Below are 18441 nucleotides of genomic sequence, written 5' to 3'. Positions count from 1 at the left end.
TCATGTCTAAGGTAAATCCTTCAAAATGGGAATATCTAAAAGAATCTATCCTAAAACGAAAACGTACAAAGATTTGTATTACTTGCAATCATTTTCGCTACAGCACTACAGAAACTTTTGCTACTGTCTTGATATGTCCAAGATACGAAAAACGCATACCACAGGGTGATCATTTACTTAAAGGCTGTGAGTATTGGCAAAAAAATAGGACGATATTTACCCCTGAAGTATCTTAATTATTCTCTAATTAAACTTCTCTTGGTATAGATATTTAATTATGTAAATAAAGCATTATTTTATACAACTTAAAAAATTCTTTTTAAGTAATTTTGAAGAATGATTCAATTCTACTTTTCCTTATTTTTATTAGTTGTGCTTACATTTTTTGCACTTTTATTAGATGCACCAGAATTGGCATCTTTAATTCAAACATTTTGAAAATAATAAATCAGCATTTTTACTGATTTACTTTCTTAATAAGTAAGGCTTAGGTTTAACTTGTTGAATAGGAGGGATCTAATGATTGACAGTCCACCAAAGAAGTTAAATTATAAAATTTAAATCTAGATAAAACTAATGCTAAATCTGGAATGAATCTTCTATTTGAGATTCATTCCTTTTTGATTTCTTTCTAAAAAATGTAAATTCTAAATATTAATTTTTAAAAGTAAAAAATTTATTCATATTAATATGATTTGAGGCCTAAGTCTCTTTATAGATAGTGGGTAAATTTACCTGAATCCAAAACCAGTTTTTTGTTCTTCTTTTTCTTCCCATTCATTAATAATTAGTTTTAGTAAACTTTTAATTTCTGAATTCGAAACATCAGTATCTTGTTGAAGATTTAAACAAATGTTTTTTATTTCCTCAAAAGCGTTATCAATTAATATTATTTTTTGATCTGGATTAGCCATAGAATTTTAAAATGCTCCATTACAGTTAAACCCACTGCAGTTAATAATCCTGAAAATATTCATTACAACGTTGTGGAATCTTTCATCATAAAAAAATGCCCAGGTTGTAAATATAGCAAAACTAGAGACAGCAAAGGCAGCATATTGAAGCCAATGTATTCCATAGCTGTCCAATCCATTTTTATCAAAATCAGAATTATTCAATTGTTTTTTTTTTCTTATAATAAAAATTTTTTTTTTAAAAGGAGAGTTTGTTTTGAGGGTGAGATTTTTTTTTCTTTAAGACCTTAATGTATTGATAGTTTAAATAAAACCAGGTATTATCCACCCAAAAAAGCCGTAGTTTATTATCAAAGCTAAAAAACCAATCATAGCTAATCTCCCGTTTGTTATTTCAGCATTTTTCCAATATTTACCCATGTAGTTTTTATTCTTTTTCGAATTTTTATCTATCAAATAATTTGGTTCTAAGGGTTCCTGCAACCTTTTGATTGCGTATAAAGAGAATTGAATCGTAATTGCGATGATAACAACTATAAAACTAGTAAGTGCATCCATTTTTAGATTTCATATGTGATCAATAAGTAAGCCAAAGAGTAATTGACATTTGTAAATATCAAACATTTCCTCATTTCTTCTTTGTTTACAGGAGAGATTCAATTATTAAAGAATGTAACATATTTAAATAAAATTAGTATGAATCCTTACTTTTTCTTTTGATTTCACATTTTTTAAGGACTTTTATGTTACATTTATGTGACACGAACATCCTAAGACTAGTCTTAATTGAATTTCAGAATTAGCTTCAAAGTTTTATTTTAAATCAGATAAAATGCTGAAAATTTTTATAAGAAATATTTTCAATGTTATTAATTTTTAAAAAATTTTTTAATAACTAAAAATTATTATTTTTGTTTGATTTCCGGAAGGTAGAATTTATTGCCTAATGTGTAACCAATTGACATCAATACAAACCCAATAAGTTGAGGTAAATGAGAATTTGCTAGAGAGATTTTTTCAATCATTTCTCAATCTGTAAAAATATATAATAATAAAAAATTTTAAATACTGTAATTCTATTTTCCTTTTGATTCTTTAATCTCCCCAGATTTTTTTAGTGAATTAACAAGTCTTTCATTTTCTGTTTTTAAATTTTCTAATGCAGATTTAGTGAATTGTTCTTTAGCCTCAAATTTTGCTGAACTTATAACTTTTTTATTAGGAAGTTTTTTCTTCGGTTCTGACTTCATATTAAACAGCAGTTTAAAAAATTTTAGAAGTTATTTTTTTTGAGTTAGGTATTATTTTTTACAGTTTTCTGGTTAATAATATTTGTTTACATAGAAAATTAATCTTTATCTTTTGGAAGCCTTAACCATCCAGTAGTCCATTCTGATTTTAGTTTTGCCCATGAGATCCTTTTAATATCTTTTTTATTTTTGGTAGGAAAAATATCAACCCATCTATTTTCACTTTTCCCACCAAAAGCTTTAACTTGAAAATGTCTATTACCATTAATAGTTTTTGGTGCTGTCCAACACAAAGTAGGAGGCCATTTCATGAGAAATTTTAAAAGTTAAAAAAACTAAAGGTTGCTCTGACCAGTTAAAACTAAACCATAATATGCAATCGTTCCAAGGATAAGTACGATTCCTAGTATTCTAATAATCATGATTTATTATTTTTAAATTCAAATTATATTAGAGAAATTTTATAAATTTGCGTTGAAGATTTAATATTTTCTAATTTTTCTTTTTTTGATTTCTAACTATCGTGTGGCAAGATTCAGGATGCCATTCATTCTGAATCTTGCCAATAAAATCATAAATAAATGAATCGGGACATCCAGTTTTTTTTTGAAGGTCTGAAAGTTCTTCTTTAATGAATTCATATACACTCGTTATTACCCCTAAATTTTCTTCTTGGGAGGGAGCCCATTTTTTATTTTCCATTAATATTTTTTAAATTATTTTCAACAATATCGTAATAGGTCATCTCTCCATAATCAGCATCTGAACAACATGAATCTCCATAAAGCTTCTCTAACAAATCGAACGCATCTGAATACTTATCAAAACTTTGAGCTGTTATTTCGTCATCTTTCCCATCAATTCTGATTATTTTGTAAGTCATATATTAATTAGATGCAAGAAGTATTTTTTTTATACGATAGATCATTTTATAAATAAAAATTTTTATTTAGGAGTATTAGTTGGGTAAAGCTTCTGAATTTTATTTTTCTGAATTTCTATTTTTCTTCTTTCATATTTTTTTGCCATTATTTTTCTGATAAATAATTGTGGGATAAGCCAAACTAATGCAATAGCTATAGCCATGAAAGCAGGATTTCTCCACGTTATCCTAATAATCTCTTGAATAAATTCTTGATTGTAAATTTCCATACATTAAATTTTGATGATAAAAATATCTTTGCTTTCTTTTATAAAATCATTTAAATTTCATAACCCATCATAACCTTAAAAAATCTAATAAGGAATTTTTTCTTTTTCTAGTTCGTTTTCTTTTATATTTGATTTAGATTGATTTTTATTTTTTAGCTTAGAGATGTCGACTTATCTAATTACAGGATCAAATAGGGGTATTGGATTAGAACTATGCAGGCAAATTCATAAGAGGGGAGATAACGTAATTGCAACATGTAGGAAAGCTTCAAAAGAACTTAAAGATTTAGGAGTGAGAATTGAAGAGAATATAGAAATATCTTCTGATGAGTCGATAACAAATTTGTGTAAAAAACTATCTGGAGTTAATTTAGATTGCTTAATTCATAATGCAGGAATTTATGAATTTAATTCTTTAGAAAACTTTGATAAAAAAAGTATTTTACGGCAATTTGAAGTTAATGCATTGAGCCCAATATGTATGACCCAATCACTTAAACACCTTTTAAAAAGATCTTCTAAAGTTGCTTTTATCACAAGTAGGATGGGATCTATTGAAGATAATTCATCTGGAAGTTCTTATGGTTACAGGATGTCTAAGGTAGCCTTGTCTATGGCAGCAAAATCACTTTCTATAGATTTATCAAGGGATGATATTTATGTAGCTATTTTACATCCTGGGTTAGTGAGTACAAGAATGACTGGCTTTACAAGAAATGGAATTAGTCCTGAAGAATCAGCAAATGGCCTTTTAAAACGAATTGATTCTTTAAATAAAAATAACTCGGGTACTTTTTGGCATGCCAACGGAGAAGTATTGCCTTGGTGATATCTATTTTTTTATTTTTAAGAGATGTATATTGTTAATTTGTTAAAAAACTTTTAAATTTTTAACGAATTTCATTCCTTGTTTCATTATTTTTAGTTATCTTTAAAAAAACATTAGTAAAGGAGGTGATTCATTGTCGTATCTACCGAAAAATGCGGTTATCAAAGGGGCCGTGAATTCAGTATCTTCATCACATTCATCGGTCTCTTTTTCTTTGATTAAGAAAAAAGGTTTTATACTCAACAGATTTATATAAATCAGTTACTTAATAATTAAAAGCTCTGCATCTCATGAAGTTGTAGAGCTTTTTTTATGAATTTAAAGAGTCTTTCAAAATTTATTCTATTTTTTTTGGCCAAAGTAAATTAAGGCTAAAAAAGATAAAGTGCTTACCAAAGCGATTAAGTACCATCCAGTTGAGGAGTTACTAGTCACTTCGGTCATTTATTTTGATTTATAGGAGGAATTGATTATTTGAGTGAAAATCACAATTGATATCATTAAAAAAACTAAAAGGATGTAAGTTACGTTCATTATAGAAAAATGCTAATTATCAAAAAGATTATTCCTAGAACTACCGTAACAATTGCTCCATCTACTAATAAGTCTTTCCATGTATAGCTTTTAAGCATCCTTCTTTTATCTTCTTCACTCATAAGGTTCTTTAACCACGTCCAATCTAAAAGTTGTGTCAATGCAACACCAAAAATTAAATGACCAAACAAAATACCAATTAGATCAATTCTAGAAATATCTTTAGTGAGACTTGTAATAATAAAAAAGTCCACTAGCTTTTTTCTTTATTAGATAAGGCACCACCTTCTTCTTTGTATTTTTCCCAAGCATCGCTTATTTTTGCTTTAGAGAAATTTTGTTTCCCCTCAGAGAATTTATTTTTGAGGTTATTTAAACTATTAGCCAGTTCTTTTTTTGTTGGTTCATCAAGAAAGTTTGATGTTAATTTCCATAGATACCAGCTACTAGCTAGAAGAAGAATTAATCCGAGTAATTGCATATTAGTTTTTTACCATCCTACAACTTTTCTTATGGTTTCGATAAACTAATTTATTTAATACCTGCAGAGAGATGTTTTTTACCTCAATAAAAATTAAAACTTTAACCAGTGGAAAAATATTCTATCCAGCAGCCATATAGTTAGACCCCCTTCCAGGAAAGCTAACCAATACATCCCATAATCAGAAAATCCCATTTGTTCTTTTACTGTTTTAATTAATTTTTTGTGCGCTTGAATGAGATCTTTCATAAACAATTTTTAAACTTGCTGAATTTCTTTAATTAAAAAACCCTTTCCGTAGCAAGATAGACATGTTTTAGTCTCATCTAATGAAATTCTTAGAAAACCTGCTCCATTACATCTAAAGCAATTTACTTTAGTCTTCGAATAGATTTTTGATTTAATTTTAGCAGCACCTTTTAAGTAAGAAACAGTTTCTTTACGGCCGTTTGCTTTTGCAGCTTTGTTTAAAAGCTTTTTGTAGTTGAATTTAAGTTCTTGAATATTCATTTTTTATTGAAACTATGATGCGAATACTTGAAAAGGGAATTTTTTAATGAATTAAAAATTTGAGTTTCCCGTTTATATTTCTAATCTGATCTCTTACTGAGATTTGAATAATATAACTAGGATTTATTTTATATGTTTGGTATAAAGAGTATTAAATTGTATATTTAATAGAAATTTTATATTTCTTAAAATTAAATTTTTTGGGGTGATCATTCAAGAATATTATTTGTCTCAGGAAGTAAGTTTATAAATTTATTGTTTAAAAAATAATTTTTTAAGTTCTAGTAGTTCATCCAGCCTTCTTGAGGTTTTTAACTAAAAAATCATTTTCATTAGTAAGAACTTTAAGCCTAGATTTTCCTAACTCTTTTTTGATTTCGGAATTTAAATCCTTTTTTGTCTCTTTTAGATTCATAAGATTATTACTTGAAATTATTTAAAGACAAAAAAATGATAGTGATCCCAAAAAAAAATTGTGGATATTTTTTTCTTAAAAGAAGATAATATTTTATTTTGCACATAGAAATTCAAATTTAATCAACATATTGTGGAAAAACCTGTTGAAAAACGCTTAAAAAGTGGATAACTCTTCGGGAGCATTATCAAAACAAGCTTTTCTGGAAAAATTTTTAAGTATTAATGCTTTATCAAAAAAAATAAAATATACTTTAAAAAATAGCATAATCTCTTGTTATAACTGTGGGATCATTATTTTTTAAATAAGTTAAAATATCTATACTTGAAGCTTATGTTGATAAAAAATTTAAAAAGTTTTTTCTTTATCATGTGTCAAATTGAAAATTAAAGTGAAGAAAAATCAATCTAAACTTGAAATTTTTAATTTTTGTCATAGATGATTAAAAGTTGTTTAATACGGTTTTCTCTATGCAAATATTTCTTAAACCTAAAATTAATCAAATAAATTTGAATAAGTTAATCACTCAAAATGACAGAAGAAAAAAAGGATTCAAAAAAATGTTCTGGAAAGAAAAATATTATGTTTGCTTATGGTTTTATACAACTGAGTTCTAGTTTCGTATCGGCAATAGCATTAACTGCAATTGCTTTTGGATTCTGTTCAGTAAAAAAGGAATCTAAACTTTTTAATAAATGTGTTGCAGAAATTATTGAAGATGGTGGCACCAATTCTGAGGCCGTAAGGTATTGCAATGGGGGCAATTAAAATCCCTCTAAGATTAATTAAATGGATTCAACTTGTGATTTGATTTTGGATTCCTTAAAAGAGGAGCCAATTGGAGAAACTGATCATTTTATTTGGTTCATAACAGATATTGGTATTGTTGCCCTATTTAAAAGAGAGGAAAACTTTGAAACTTATAGTTCGAATGTAGAATTGGAGGCAAATAAAATTGCTTTAGATATAACTAAAGAAGAGAAAGAGTACCTCAAAATAAAAGAGAGACAGCTTTTCTTGTTTTATTCATAATCTAGGAATTAGTTCTTGATTTAGTAAGATGGCTCAAGGTTAAAGGCCGGCTCTATAACATTGTTTTCGCTAATTAATTCATAGGTCAGCTCTTTATTTAGGGCATTTATATAGGATGTATAGAGTTTTCCCCAAACAAATTCAAATTCATCTTTACTTAAATTCTTGAAAAGAATTTCTCCTTTGAAGTAAATGTGATAAGAATCATTCATCATAGAAAACTAATCTTATCCTTTTTAACGCAGTGTTATGTGTATGTAGTATTAGGTGCTACTAAAAAGAAATTTATATTTGTAAGTCAAATACTTTTAGACTATTCGTGTATTCATTTTTTGTTTTTTGAATAATCCGACTGTCTCATCAAGATCCATACACGGCTGAATACTTATATCCATTAACCTTCTCCAGGGATGCCATTGCTTCCAAATTGTCTCAAGAGAATCTGCACTTACTACAGAATGTCCAATCCCATTTTGAACCATAAAAATCCAAGAATGAACCTCATAGTTTTCAGGTCTGTTTTGAGGACCACCTGATTCGTACCAATTAATTAGCATTTCTGCTCCTTCTTCTTGATCTTCGCCATCTGTAAATTCGTAGGAAATCAAATACCTTTGCATATAGATTATTATTAAAATCTTTAAACTATTTTAACTCTAGATTTAGATATTGCTTCCTAATTTAATCAATGCTATCAAGTTTATAGAAGTGATTGTTTTAAATGTCTGAAAGATTTGGGAAAATCAAAAAGAATATTTTGACTAATTTATCTTTCATAAATAGGGCAATCTTGAAGTATTTTCAAAACCATGATCTGTTCGTATAGCTCCAGTTAACAGATAAAATTTGATACTTTTTAAAATACCTTAAATTAGTTACCATATTTGTACTGTATAGAAACCAATGATAAATAAAAAGGATCAAAGCGATCCAATTGATAATTTAGAGTATGAAAAAGTTCTCGAAGAAGAAATAATTAATTCGTACGAAAGTAAATTTCAGAAAGGTACTAAAGAAGATGGTAAAAAGATTAAATTTTACAGACTTAAAAGAACTCCATTAGAAATACTAAATAGGTCATTTTTCTTTTTCTTTATTGGAAGTTTTATTTTCTCTTTGGTTTTAGCTTATTCAGAAAGTAAGTTATGGTTCATACTTTATGTATTAAGTGCATTGTCATGTGTTTTCTATACTCCTAACAGAAAGGCACTTAAAGAATTAATAGCAGCTTGGCCAAATATAGAGGATCTCATTAAAGGGAGGAGTTTGTGGAGAAAAGGCAAGTAAAAAGATTATGAAAGTGTTAAATACATTTAAAAAGTGGTTATTAAATATTCTTGTGCCATACATTGAAGGCACCAACAAGAAGAAAGAGGATAGAAGTTGAGTCTAATAAAGGTTGGAATTATTGTTGAAATTTTTTTGCTTCTTGGAGTTTTTTTATGGGTTAGGAAACTAACTATTAATAAAGGTAGACAACCATCTCTATCAAAAAGAACAATTAAAAATCTCAAATTTTAGAATTTTGATCAAAAAATAAGAAATCTTTATAAAGAGATTAAATTTATGAGGAATTTATTTACTTTTTTTCTCTCACTTTGTATGTGAAATCGGTTAGAACGTCTATATATTTCTTAAAAAATATGGTTTCCTCTATTCAAGGTCTTGCTCCAATAACTAATCCATTAAATAGTGTCTTAGTTGAAAAGAAACTAATAAATGTAGATCAAAAGTTTATTCAACTTGTTTCTCTGGCAGAAGGGTTACCTCGTACAGAAGTTATTGAAAGTGGTAGAAATTATTGGAGAGGTGTTTGTAGAAGCTTAATTTTTAGATTTCCAGATGACCTCGAAATTTTAAAGCTTGATGTAAGAAGTTATGTAGATAGATCAAAAGGAATTATTCAGATAAGATCTGCAGCAAGATTAGGGCAATCTGATTTAGGCGTAAACCTAAGAAGAGTGGAATACTTGTTTAATCAATTAGAGAAATTTTAATTAATCTATTTTTTATAAATTTAAGGTTCTTTTTACTAAGTAGTTGTGCTTTAATTCATAATAATATTTGAATTGTCATGGTAAAGATAATCTTAGTTGGAATCATTGTCGCGCTTGTATATTCTCAACCTGATCTCCGTCTTACAGTCGCGGATTGGTTAAAAGTAGCTTCTGATTTTCTTATTGAATCAGTACAAGTAAAACCCTAAACTAACTTTTAATGAAGCATTAAATAAGACCTGAGACAGTAATCATTTGTTTAATGCATAGAGCTACGAAAATAAATATTATTATTCTGCTTTGTATATATTTCACTTAAACAAATAAATAGTTTTAGAAACATAATAGAAAATTTTTTTGAAATTTTTGAATAGTTAACGATAATAAGGGATATGAAGCTTAGATTATTTGAGTTCTATTTTATTAAAGACTATTTAAGGCCTTGGTTTGGTCTTATTTATTCTTTATTCTTTCTGTTTTTTTTAGGTGCAATTGGCTATCGAATAACAGAAGGATGGGAATGGAGTGATTGCTTATGGATGGTTCTAATCACAATAACCACTATTGGTTTTGGAGAAGTTCAACCTTTAAGCCCTGAGGGCAGGATCGTAACTGTTTTGGTAATCGTTGGCGGATTGATCTTTATTCAATTTACTTTTCAAAAAGCTGTTAGATTATTCGAATCCGGCTATTTTCAAAGAGTAAACGAATTACGTTTTAAAAGACTTCTTAGAAAAATGGAAAATCATGTAATTTTGTGCGGATATGGGAGGGTTGGTCAGGAAATATCTAACCAAATAAAAACACAAAATATTCCAATTATTGTGGTTGAGAGCGACGAAGATAGAAAAAAGATTGCTGAAGAAAATGGTTTAGAAGTTCTTTGTGCTGATGCAACTCTTGATGAGACCTTAAAACTGGCAGGATTAGAAAAATGCAAAAGTTTGGTCGTTACCTTACCTAATGATGCTGCTAATTTATATGTTGTTTTAAGTGCTAAAGGGATAAGAAGTTCTATGAGAGTAATTGCAAGAGCTGGAACTGAAGAAGCTGCAAGTAAGTTGAGATTAGCTGGAGCAAGTATAGTTGTGAGTCCTTATATAGCTGCAGGAAGAGCAATGGCATCTATGGCTTTAAGACCTATTGCTATTGATTTTCTTGATCTACTTGCAGGAAGTGAATGTGAGATTGAGGAATTTGAATTAAGTAATGATATTAGTCTTTTTGAAACAGCAGAGAAAAGATCACTTTCTGAACTTGGAATAGGCAAAAAGAGTGGTGCAAAAATATTAGCCATTAAAGAAAATGAAAAGTTGTTTACTAATCCTGGAGGTAATTTCATACTTCAACCAGGTCAGGTATTAATAGCATTTGGTAGTAAAGAACAACTAAATATTTTGAACGGATTATTAGGAAATCTTGTTGTAGCAGTAGAGCTATTAAAGTAGATAGATCAAGATTCAGAATTAATTGCTAAATTGATTCTTGGTGGAACAAATCAAATGAAAATATTTAAATTTCTATTCGTTATTCCTGTAATAACTTTAATAATTATTTTTCAAGCCTCTTCGCAAAACGGATATCTAATGGCTTCTGATATTAAAGATGGAGAAACAATTTTTAGAAATGTTTGTGCAGGCTGCCATGTAAGGGGTGGATCAGTCGTTCTTAAAGGATCCAAATCATTAAGACTTTACGACCTTGAAAAAAGAGGAATAGCAGATGTAAATTCACTAACAAAAATTGCTAATGATGGGATTGGTTTTATGAAAGGTTATAAAAATAAATTAAAGGTTGGTGAGGATAAGGTTCTTGCCCAATGGATCATTCAAAATGCAGAAAAAGGTTGGGATTAGATGAAAAGCATACTTCTTGCATTGTTTTTATTTCTATTAGCTGAATATTCTTTTGCTGAGGAATTAATTAATTACACAATTACATCTGATTCTCAAACAAATACTTTAGAAGGTAATTTAGAGGCCAAGGGAAATGTAGTTATTAAGAGTAGTAATGGTAATTTTGAGGCTTATTCGGACAAGCTTTCTTATGATAAGGACGATAAATCCCTAAAACTTATTGGTAATGTATATGTAAAAAATTTAGAGTCTGAGGGAATTGCAATTGAAGAAACATCTGGAGATGAGTTGACCATATTTACTGATACGGGAATTTTTGAATTCAAATCTCAAAATAAAAATAGAGTAACAACAAAAATTAAATTTTAAATAAAGAGTCGATATTTAATTGAAATTTAAATTGCTAGCTGAGCTAATAAAATAGATATATCAAGAATTATTGATTATATCAAAATATTTTGATGTATTTCTTAATCTTTGCTTTTGGCTTTATGTTTGATGTTATAAATGAATTATCTTCAACCATAACGATGTTATGAGCATTTTTAAGAAAGCTCTCATTATTTCTTCTGCTATCTCATTAGTTTTCTCTCCAGCAGCGATTGCTTCAAAAAGATTGAGCGGAGCTGGTGCTTCATTTCCATCAAAAATTTATACTAGGTGGTTTTTTGACTTAGCTAAATCTGGAGGACCAAGAGTTAATTATCAGGCAGTAGGTTCTGGGTCTGGCAGAAAAGCCTTTATAGATGAAACTGTAAATTTTGGTGCATCAGATGATCCTATGAAAGATTCTGATATAGAGAAAGTTACAAGAGGGCTTGTTCAAATACCTATGGTAGGAGGCACAATTGCATTCGGATATAACTATGACTGCGACCTGAAACTAACACAAGAACAAGCTGTTCAAGTTGCGTTGGGAATGATAAAAAATTGGAAGGAATTAGGATGCAAGTCAGGTAAATTAACTTGGGCTCATCGTTCTGATGGTTCAGGAACTACTAAAGCTTTTACAAATTCTATGGAGGCTTTTTCTAAAACTTGGAATCTTGGTACTGGTAAATCTGTTAAATGGCCTGCAGGAGTAGGAGCTAAAGGCAATTCTGGTGTGGCCGGTGTTATACAAAATACTCCAGGTGCAATTGGTTATGTAAACCAGTCATATATTAAAGGTAATGTTAAAGCTGCTGCACTTCAAAATCTTTCTGGTGAATTCGTTACTCCCAATACTGAGTCAGGAGCAATAGCTTTAAATGGAATAAATCTTGATGAAAACTTGGCTGGTAAAAATCCGAATCCTACTGCTAAAGGAGCTTATCCAATAGCAACCTTGACTTGGATACTCGCTTATGAAAAAGGTAACGGCAGGAATACTAAGGCAATTCAAGATACGTTCTATAAATTGCTAAGTGATGAATACCAATCAAAAGCTCCTGCTTTAGGCTTCGTTCCTTTAAAAGGGGAAATTCTAAAAAAATCAATCGATGCTGTTGGAAGAATAGGAAGGTAATTTAGAACTGGTAAGCCATGCAATAAAAATCAAGGCAGTTGAAGCATATAAACAATATTGAAGACCAAGAGTGGCATTTCTGCCTAGCATAAATAATAAGCCAGATAGTAAGGTTCCTAATAATCTTCCAGCTGCATTAGCCATATAGTAATAACCAACATTTAAACTTACTTTTTCATTATCTGAATAAGCCAAAATTAAGTACGAATGAGTAGAAGAATTCATTGCAAAAATAAAGCCAAATATTATTAATCCAATTACAATTACAGGCCCTAATGATTTATCACCGTTTAAAGCTAAAGCAATAAATAATGGAATGACTGTCAAGATAAGTCCCCAAAATTGAACGGTTGTTTTTGTTGGACTAGTTTTTTTTCTCCATACTTTTCTTAGTAATGGAGCTAATACTTGAAAGAAACCGTAGATTATTATCCATCCACCCAAGAAAAGACCTATTTTTAAATAATCCCATCCAAAAGAAATATCTAAAAACACAGGAAGTGCAACTACAAACCAGACATCTCTTGCTCCAAACAAGAAAAATCTAGCACTTGAGAGAATATTTATACCTTCAGACTTGGAAAAAAGGTCTTTAAAAACAGGTTTTCTTTTCATTTTCCCTGAATCTTTAGGAAGACACAAAGTTAAAAAGAATGCGACACAAAGACCCAAACCCATTATTTTTAAAGCATTATTAAAGCCTAATATCTTATATAAAAGTCCACCTAAGAAGAAACCAACCCCCTTGAGCGCATTTTTAGATCCTGTTAAAATTGAAACCCACTTAAATAATTGTTTTTGACTATTTTGATTTTTTTCTTCTGAACTTGTAACTATTGATTTAACTGCACATTTTGCACTCATTTTATTTAGATCTTTTGCTACTCCGCTGAGCGCTTGAGCCAACATAACGTATGCGACGCTAAGGATTACTGGCCAATTATCTTTGACAGGAATCAACATGAAAAGAGCAATAATTTGGAGAATTGTTCCTATCCATAAAGTAAGCCTTAAACCATATCTTGCTCCTATCCAGCCACCATAAAGGTTTGTAATTATTCCAAAAAACTCGTAGAAAAGAAACAGTAAAGCAATTTGCAGGGTTGAATAACCTAGTGCATGAAAGTGGCCAACAACTAATATTCTTAATGCTCCATCAGTAAGCGTAAATGCCCAATAGTTTGCTGTGACGACACTATATTGTTGAAGACTAGATATTTTCATAAAAACTAAAATTTTTTTTCTTTTTCAATTACAAAAGAAGTCAAATCTGCAAGTCTGTAACTATATCCCCACTCATTGTCATACCAAGCATAAATCTTTAATAAATTTGAATTTACAACCATCGTTGATAGCCCTTCTTTGATGTAAATGAAATTTTTTTTCCTTCAATTATTATTTCGTCTTTTTTCGAAATAATATTTTTGTTCCATCTGCCATGAACAGAATCAAATTCTAATAAGTGAGATGCGGCTAAGGAGTCTCCTCCTGTTTCATTTATATGAGTTATTTCTATATCTTTCCTTTGCCACAAGATTCTTAAAGCCAGCCTCCCAATTCGCCCAAATCCGTTAATTCCAATTTTCATGAAACATCTTAAACCTGACTAATTATATATCAAAAATATTTGATATATCAATAACACTTGATATGTGGAATTCTATTTTTTAGGTTAATATTAAAAATAAATTATCTCTAGGCCTTGTTAGAGCAACTTAAAAAGATTAATAGTGCGCAGTTTGTTGGGATAATGGAATCTCTTTCTGATCCAATTAGAATAAATATTCTTGAATTAATGATGAATGGAGAGATATGTGTTTGCGACATAGTAAAAGTTACTGGATTGTCCCAATCGAAAATTTCTTATCATATAAAAATTCTTAAAGATTCAGGCCTAATCAGTGACAGACAAGAAGGAAGGTGGGTCTACTACAAATTAAATTTAGAAGTATTATCAGATATTCAAAATTGGATGGGTAACTTAATTCAGTCATCCAAGAATAAGAGGAATTGTAAATAATCAAATATCAAAATTTTTTGAATTTTCTGAAAGTCTTTTTGCTCATTTAGTAGTAGATTTATAGAGATATTGTTTTTTTAATGGAAGAGAAATTAACTCTTTTCAAGAATCGTAAAAGATTCGGTATCGAAAAAAATATAGATATTATCTTCAAGAATACTGCTCTAGTTTTGTCTAGTTTCGTAGCAATAATACTTTTAGGAATAATTTTAGTAGTCTTTTTTCAGTCATTTGAATCCTTTTCAAGGTATGGATTGAAGTTTCTAGTAACCTCTGAATGGAATCCTGTAAAAGATGAATACGGAGCTTTTACCGCAATATATGGCACATTAGTAACCTCATTTCTTTCTTTATTAATAACTATCCCTTTGGGCGTTGGAACTGCAATATTTATTACAGAGGACTTTGTCCCGAAAGTTTTTAGAGAAATAATAGGTTCTTTTGTTGAATTATTAGCAGCAATTCCATCAGTTGTACTGGGACTTTGGGCAATATTTGTTATGGAACCTTCTTTTAGAGCCTTTTTTGTCTTTTTACATAATTTCTTTGGTTGGATACCTTTATTCAGTACAGAACCAACAGGTAGGAATTCTTTTTTAGCAATATTGATTTTAGTAGTAATGCTTTTGCCAATAGTGACCTCCATTTCAAGGGATTCACTTAATCAGGTTCCTAAAAAGCTAAGAAATGCAGCATATGGAATTGGGGCAAGTAGATGGAAAACAATATTTTCAGTAATCTTGCCAGCAGCGTTATCAGGAATTATGGCAGGTGTTCTTCTTGCTTTAGGAAGAGCAATGGGAGAAACAATGGCTGTCACAATGATTATTGGTAATTCCAATGCATTTAGTTGGTCTCTATTATCTCCTGGATATACCATTTCATCCATGCTTGCAAACCAGTTTGGTGAAGCTGATGGAAGTCAGGTTTCATCACTTTTTTATGCAGCTTTTGTCCTGATGATCCTTTCTTTAGTGGTTAATATCTTTGCGCAATGGCTAGTTAAGAAATTTAGTCTCAAATATTAGATAATTATGAATTCTCTTTATTACCAGAAAAGATTATCAAGAAATATAGGAGATAAATTCTTTACTTCTTTATCAGTAATTTGTGCGTTGATAGCAATACTTCCTTTGATTTTTCTAGTGACTTATATCCTTATTAAAGGTGGATCTCAAATCACACCAGAATTATTTACTCTAGAGCCAAATCCTCCTGGAGATGATTTAGATGCAGGAGGTATTAACCCTGCCTTAATAGGCACATTAATAATAACTACCATTGCTTCAATTATTGCAATACCGGTAGGTGTTGGCGGAGGAATATATCTGGCGGAATACTCTAAAGGTGGTGTTTTTTCAAGGTTTATTAGATTCGGAGTTAATGTTCTGGCGGGAGTCCCCTCAATAATTGCCGGTGTCTTTATTTATGCCTTAGTTGTTTCTACAAAGATCTTATTTGGAAGTATGTACAGTGGTTTGGCTGGTGGAATGGCGCTCTCAATATTGATGTTGCCTACTGTGATAAAGACGACTGATGAAGGTTTAAAGTTAGTGCCAAATGAATTGAGATATGCCTCTCTTGGTGTTGGCGCAAGTATGTATACAACTATATTGAAAGTTACTTTGCCCTCTGCCTTTAGGTCTATTGCTACTGGCGTTGTACTTGGAATTGCAAGAGCTGCAGGGGAAACAGCACCATTGATATTTACGGCTTTATTCTCTTATTACTACATAACAGGCTTTGGAGACTTGTTTTATGAGATGGGTTCATTGGCCGTATTGATATATAACTTTGCTCTAGAACCATACGATGCACAGAATAAACTTGCCTGGGCAGCTTCCTTTATTCTTGTTTTATCGATACTATCAGTAAATATATTTTCAAGGGTATTAGCCGCTTTTACTGAGAAAACTAAGAGAGTATAAATGATTAAAACTAATAAAAAAACACCAAAGAATATAATTCTATCTCTTGAGAATGTTTCTATTAGTTATGGAACTTTTGAAGCAGTAAGAAATGTTTTTTGTAATTTTAAAAAAGGAAATATAACCTCACTAATTGGACCTTCTGGTTGTGGTAAATCAACTGTTCTTAGATCATTAAATAGGATGAACGATTTAATTCCTAATTGCTCACTAAAGGGTACTGTCCTTTTTGATGGAACTAATATTTACGATAAAAGAGTAGATCCAGTTGAAGTAAGAAGAAGAATTGGGATGGTTTTTCAACAGCCAAATCCTTTCCCAAAATCTATCTATGAAAATATTGCATTTGGGGCAAGAATCAATGGCTTTAATGGAGATATGGATGAATTAGTGGAAAGTTCACTTAGAAAAGCTGCCTTGTGGGACGAATGTAAGGATAAATTAAATGATAGTGGCTACTCTTTATCTGGCGGACAACAACAAAGACTATGTATAGCAAGAACCATCGCAATTGAGCCTGAAATAATTCTAATGGATGAGCCATGCTCAGCTTTAGACCCAATCTCTACTTTGAAAATAGAGGAGACCATGCATGAACTTAAGAAGAATTACACAATAATAATCGTTACTCATAATATGCAACAGGCATTAAGAGTTAGTGATATGACTGCGTTTTTTAATGCAATTGAATATGAAGATGGGGATGGGGGGAAGGTCGGTTATCTTGCAGAATTTAATTCTACTAAGAAAATTTTCAACTCTCCCAAAGAAAAAACCACTCAAGAATATATATCTGGTAAATTTGGTTGATGTTAAATTTTTACCTTTAAAAGAAAAATTTTTACTTTTAAGACAGGCAAAGGGTAGACAAACAGTATAAATACCTATATAGTTATCTCGAATCAGTGAGTTTATCTTTGAAAAACTATCCTTTTCTACCTTTTTTAATTTTTGCAGGGGCTCTTATAACTACTGCAACAATAGGTTTACCTGTATTTACCTCATAATTTAAAAGTTTTTGTATTTCAGCTTATCTTATGATTTCTATTATAAATAAAGAATTAATTGGAAGTCCTCATAAAACTCTAATAAGGGCAAATTTATTTGACTTTATAAAAAAAAGAGAGAATATGAATCTGTGTGGGAGTAAAAATCTGTATTAAAACCATTTTTAAAAGTGGTTAATTTCTAATTTATTTATCATGGATAAAACTAAAGAACAGTTAGAAAAATTAAGAGAAGTTGCCGAAGCATCTCTTACAAAAACGGATGAACTTCAAAAAGTTCTTGCTCAAATTGAAGCATTAATGTCTAGAGAAGAATCACAAACTTTATCAAAGAAAAAATAATTATTTAAAAGAAAAATTTTAGGTTTTGTACTTTTAATTACACCTCTACAATTTCGTTTTGGTTATTAATTGGGTATGCAGAACCCGTTCCAAAGTTTTCTGTTAGGTCTCGAGGTCTTACCTTCTTTAAGTAAAAGACCTCTTTAATTTGTTTTTATTATATTTTTATAACCTGCTTATTTAGTTGATTACTTTATAGATTTCTTTCAAGCAGACATTTACATCGAAAAATTCAGTATTGATAACCTCTAATCCTGTTTTTTCTGTAACTTCAACAGTTGCATTACATTCATCCTGTTTAAGAGCCATATAACTTGGCTTTTTATCTTCTATATTTGGTTCAACACTTGATTCAGTATCTTCCTTATATTGCTCCATTACTAGTGTGAGTGCCTCTATCTCAACAGAGAAATTATCATTTGCTTTAGCCCCAAATGGAATTACAAGAAATGGAAATAAAATCAAGGGTATTAATTTCTTCATTTCTATAAAATGTGTTTATTTTTTTTATAACGTAGATTGCTTGCTAAAGGAAGGGTCATTAGCTTTATAAATTTTTTAAGTTTCTATTTCTTTTACAAAAAAATAGACTAATGATTACAAAATAATTGATAAAAAAACTAAACGAGACAGTTAAGTATAAATTGGTATATTTAAATGAAAAATT

Annotated in this window: 33 protein-coding genes; 17 read left to right on the top strand and 16 right to left on the bottom strand. The window is 29.9% G+C overall.

Features of this window, described 5'->3' with window-relative positions:
- The first annotated feature begins 2 nt into the window (after positions 1-2).
- On the top strand, positions 3-236 hold the full coding sequence (locus EV01_RS09405; RefSeq protein ID WP_072013458.1) for a hypothetical protein: 234 nt from the start codon (positions 3-5) through the stop codon (positions 234-236).
- A gap of 495 nt (positions 237-731) precedes the next feature.
- On the opposite strand, the gene EV01_RS01845 is transcribed toward EV01_RS09405, so the two are convergent.
- The 8 genes from EV01_RS01845 to EV01_RS0109170 form a co-directional block, all read right to left on the bottom strand.
- Positions 732-914 (bottom strand): hypothetical protein, encoded by a 183-nt coding sequence (locus EV01_RS01845; RefSeq protein ID WP_032516914.1) that lies wholly within the window; start codon positions 912-914, stop codon positions 732-734.
- A 6-nt stretch (positions 915-920) separates the two neighbouring features.
- Positions 921-1118, bottom strand: a complete 198-nt coding sequence (locus EV01_RS09400) for a hypothetical protein (protein WP_032516915.1) — start codon at positions 1116-1118, stop codon at positions 921-923.
- A gap of 99 nt (positions 1119-1217) precedes the next feature.
- On the bottom strand, positions 1218-1472 hold the full coding sequence (locus EV01_RS01850; RefSeq protein ID WP_032516916.1) for a chlorophyll a/b-binding protein: 255 nt from the start codon (positions 1470-1472) through the stop codon (positions 1218-1220).
- Between the two features lie 518 nt (positions 1473-1990).
- Positions 1991-2164 (bottom strand): hypothetical protein, encoded by a 174-nt coding sequence (locus tag EV01_RS09915; protein WP_193741455.1) that lies wholly within the window; start codon positions 2162-2164, stop codon positions 1991-1993.
- A gap of 98 nt (positions 2165-2262) precedes the next feature.
- Positions 2263-2475: a TIGR02450 family Trp-rich protein gene (locus tag EV01_RS01855; RefSeq protein ID WP_032516917.1), complete on the bottom strand. Its 213-nt coding sequence runs from the start codon at positions 2473-2475 to the stop codon at positions 2263-2265.
- Between the two features lie 181 nt (positions 2476-2656).
- Complete coding sequence (locus EV01_RS01860) at positions 2657-2866, bottom strand: hypothetical protein (protein ID WP_032518594.1); 210 nt, start codon at positions 2864-2866, stop codon at positions 2657-2659.
- Complete coding sequence (locus EV01_RS01865) at positions 2856-3047, bottom strand: hypothetical protein (protein WP_032516919.1); 192 nt, start codon at positions 3045-3047, stop codon at positions 2856-2858. Before EV01_RS01865 ends, EV01_RS01860 begins: the two co-directional genes overlap by 11 nt.
- A gap of 62 nt (positions 3048-3109) precedes the next feature.
- Positions 3110-3316 carry a hypothetical protein gene (locus EV01_RS0109170; RefSeq protein WP_032516920.1) on the bottom strand — a complete coding sequence of 69 codons (207 nt, stop codon included), beginning with the start codon at positions 3314-3316 and terminating at the stop codon, positions 3110-3112.
- A gap of 163 nt (positions 3317-3479) precedes the next feature.
- Here EV01_RS0109170 and EV01_RS01870 point away from each other — a divergent pair, with 163 nt between their 5' ends.
- Entirely contained in the window at positions 3480-4145 is a 666-nt protein-coding gene (locus tag EV01_RS01870; RefSeq protein ID WP_032516921.1) for an SDR family oxidoreductase, read from the top strand.
- A 533-nt stretch (positions 4146-4678) separates the two neighbouring features.
- Here EV01_RS01870 and EV01_RS01875 read toward each other — a convergent pair.
- The 4 genes from EV01_RS01875 to EV01_RS10060 all read right to left on the bottom strand — a co-directional run bounded on the left by EV01_RS01875 (position 4679) and on the right by EV01_RS10060 (position 6085).
- Positions 4679-4933, bottom strand: a complete 255-nt coding sequence (locus EV01_RS01875) for a hypothetical protein (protein ID WP_032516922.1) — start codon at positions 4931-4933, stop codon at positions 4679-4681.
- Complete coding sequence (locus EV01_RS01880; RefSeq protein WP_032516923.1) at positions 4933-5160, bottom strand: hypothetical protein; 228 nt, start codon at positions 5158-5160, stop codon at positions 4933-4935. The genes EV01_RS01875 and EV01_RS01880 overlap by 1 nt, the downstream gene beginning before the upstream one ends.
- Positions 5161-5418: 258 nt before the next feature.
- Entirely contained in the window at positions 5419-5670 is a 252-nt protein-coding gene (locus EV01_RS01885) for a hypothetical protein (RefSeq protein WP_032516924.1), read from the bottom strand.
- Positions 5671-5959: 289 nt separating this feature from the next.
- A complete protein-coding gene (locus EV01_RS10060) occupies positions 5960-6085 on the bottom strand; it encodes a hypothetical protein (protein ID WP_275040846.1) in 126 nt (41 codons plus the stop codon).
- A 531-nt stretch (positions 6086-6616) separates the two neighbouring features.
- Here EV01_RS10060 and EV01_RS0109165 point away from each other — a divergent pair.
- Both EV01_RS0109165 and EV01_RS01890 read left to right on the top strand, forming a co-directional pair.
- Positions 6617-6853, top strand: coding sequence for a hypothetical protein (locus tag EV01_RS0109165; protein ID WP_032516925.1), 237 nt, complete (start codon positions 6617-6619; stop codon positions 6851-6853).
- Positions 6854-6874: 21 nt separating this feature from the next.
- On the top strand, positions 6875-7117 hold the full coding sequence (locus EV01_RS01890) for a hypothetical protein (RefSeq protein ID WP_032516926.1): 243 nt from the start codon (positions 6875-6877) through the stop codon (positions 7115-7117).
- Between the two features lie 308 nt (positions 7118-7425).
- Here the strand turns inward: EV01_RS01890 and EV01_RS01900 are convergent, their stop codons facing one another.
- Positions 7426-7737 (bottom strand): DUF3303 domain-containing protein, encoded by a 312-nt coding sequence (locus EV01_RS01900; RefSeq protein ID WP_011818215.1) that lies wholly within the window; start codon positions 7735-7737, stop codon positions 7426-7428.
- A 283-nt stretch (positions 7738-8020) separates the two neighbouring features.
- Here EV01_RS01900 and EV01_RS01905 point away from each other — a divergent pair, with 283 nt between their 5' ends.
- The 8 genes from EV01_RS01905 (at position 8021) to pstS (ending at position 12477) form a co-directional block, all read left to right on the top strand.
- Positions 8021-8404 carry a hypothetical protein gene (locus tag EV01_RS01905; protein ID WP_032516928.1) on the top strand — a complete coding sequence of 128 codons (384 nt, stop codon included), beginning with the start codon at positions 8021-8023 and terminating at the stop codon, positions 8402-8404.
- A 96-nt stretch (positions 8405-8500) separates the two neighbouring features.
- Complete coding sequence (locus tag EV01_RS09905; protein ID WP_193741453.1) at positions 8501-8638, top strand: hypothetical protein; 138 nt, start codon at positions 8501-8503, stop codon at positions 8636-8638.
- 122 nt (positions 8639-8760) lie between these two features.
- Complete coding sequence (locus tag EV01_RS01910) at positions 8761-9114, top strand: DUF1499 domain-containing protein (protein ID WP_025890629.1); 354 nt, start codon at positions 8761-8763, stop codon at positions 9112-9114.
- A 77-nt stretch (positions 9115-9191) separates the two neighbouring features.
- Positions 9192-9323, top strand: coding sequence for a hypothetical protein (locus EV01_RS10055; protein WP_275040845.1), 132 nt, complete (start codon positions 9192-9194; stop codon positions 9321-9323).
- Between the two features lie 183 nt (positions 9324-9506).
- Positions 9507-10562 carry a potassium channel family protein gene (locus tag EV01_RS01915; protein ID WP_032516929.1) on the top strand — a complete coding sequence of 352 codons (1056 nt, stop codon included), beginning with the start codon at positions 9507-9509 and terminating at the stop codon, positions 10560-10562.
- Between the two features lie 54 nt (positions 10563-10616).
- Complete coding sequence (locus tag EV01_RS01920; RefSeq protein WP_032517114.1) at positions 10617-10970, top strand: c-type cytochrome; 354 nt, start codon at positions 10617-10619, stop codon at positions 10968-10970.
- A complete protein-coding gene (locus tag EV01_RS01925; protein WP_032516930.1) occupies positions 10971-11339 on the top strand; it encodes an LptA/OstA family protein in 369 nt (122 codons plus the stop codon).
- Positions 11340-11505: 166 nt separating this feature from the next.
- Positions 11506-12477: a phosphate ABC transporter substrate-binding protein PstS gene (pstS, locus tag EV01_RS01930; protein ID WP_032516931.1), complete on the top strand. Its 972-nt coding sequence runs from the start codon at positions 11506-11508 to the stop codon at positions 12475-12477.
- On the opposite strand, the gene arsJ is transcribed toward pstS, so the two are convergent.
- Together arsJ and EV01_RS01940 are read right to left on the bottom strand one after the other, a co-directional pair.
- Positions 12445-13701: an organoarsenical effux MFS transporter ArsJ gene (arsJ, locus tag EV01_RS01935; protein ID WP_032516932.1), complete on the bottom strand. Its 1257-nt coding sequence runs from the start codon at positions 13699-13701 to the stop codon at positions 12445-12447. The genes pstS and arsJ overlap by 33 nt on opposite strands.
- Positions 13702-13813: 112 nt before the next feature.
- Positions 13814-14065 carry a glyceraldehyde 3-phosphate dehydrogenase NAD-binding domain-containing protein gene (locus tag EV01_RS01940; protein ID WP_032516933.1) on the bottom strand — a complete coding sequence of 84 codons (252 nt, stop codon included), beginning with the start codon at positions 14063-14065 and terminating at the stop codon, positions 13814-13816.
- Between the two features lie 162 nt (positions 14066-14227).
- Between EV01_RS01940 and EV01_RS01945 the strand changes: the two genes are divergently transcribed.
- The 5 genes from EV01_RS01945 (at position 14228) to EV01_RS09900 (ending at position 17774) form a co-directional block, all read left to right on the top strand.
- A complete protein-coding gene (locus EV01_RS01945; protein WP_050496420.1) occupies positions 14228-14497 on the top strand; it encodes an ArsR/SmtB family transcription factor in 270 nt (89 codons plus the stop codon).
- Between the two features lie 80 nt (positions 14498-14577).
- The gene (gene pstC, locus EV01_RS0109160) at positions 14578-15525 is read left to right on the top strand and encodes a phosphate ABC transporter permease subunit PstC (protein ID WP_032516934.1); all 948 of its coding nucleotides are present in this window, start codon (positions 14578-14580) and stop codon (positions 15523-15525) included.
- Between the two features lie 6 nt (positions 15526-15531).
- On the top strand, positions 15532-16425 hold the full coding sequence (pstA, locus tag EV01_RS01950; protein WP_032516935.1) for a phosphate ABC transporter permease PstA: 894 nt from the start codon (positions 15532-15534) through the stop codon (positions 16423-16425).
- Positions 16426-17235 (top strand): phosphate ABC transporter ATP-binding protein PstB, encoded by an 810-nt coding sequence (pstB, locus tag EV01_RS01955; RefSeq protein ID WP_032516936.1) that lies wholly within the window; start codon positions 16426-16428, stop codon positions 17233-17235.
- A 392-nt stretch (positions 17236-17627) separates the two neighbouring features.
- Positions 17628-17774, top strand: a complete 147-nt coding sequence (locus tag EV01_RS09900) for a hypothetical protein (RefSeq protein ID WP_002808068.1) — start codon at positions 17628-17630, stop codon at positions 17772-17774.
- 180 nt (positions 17775-17954) lie between these two features.
- Here the strand turns inward: EV01_RS09900 and EV01_RS01960 are convergent, their stop codons facing one another.
- Positions 17955-18257: a hypothetical protein gene (locus tag EV01_RS01960; RefSeq protein ID WP_032516937.1), complete on the bottom strand. Its 303-nt coding sequence runs from the start codon at positions 18255-18257 to the stop codon at positions 17955-17957.
- Between the last annotated feature and the right edge of the window lie 184 nt (positions 18258-18441).

The organism is Prochlorococcus marinus str. MIT 9401 (genome assembly GCF_000760095.1).
Classification (GTDB): domain Bacteria; phylum Cyanobacteriota; class Cyanobacteriia; order PCC-6307; family Cyanobiaceae; genus Prochlorococcus_A; species Prochlorococcus_A marinus_I.
Note: the sequence above shows the minus strand (reverse complement) of the source record. Positions and strands in the feature narration are given on the sequence as shown.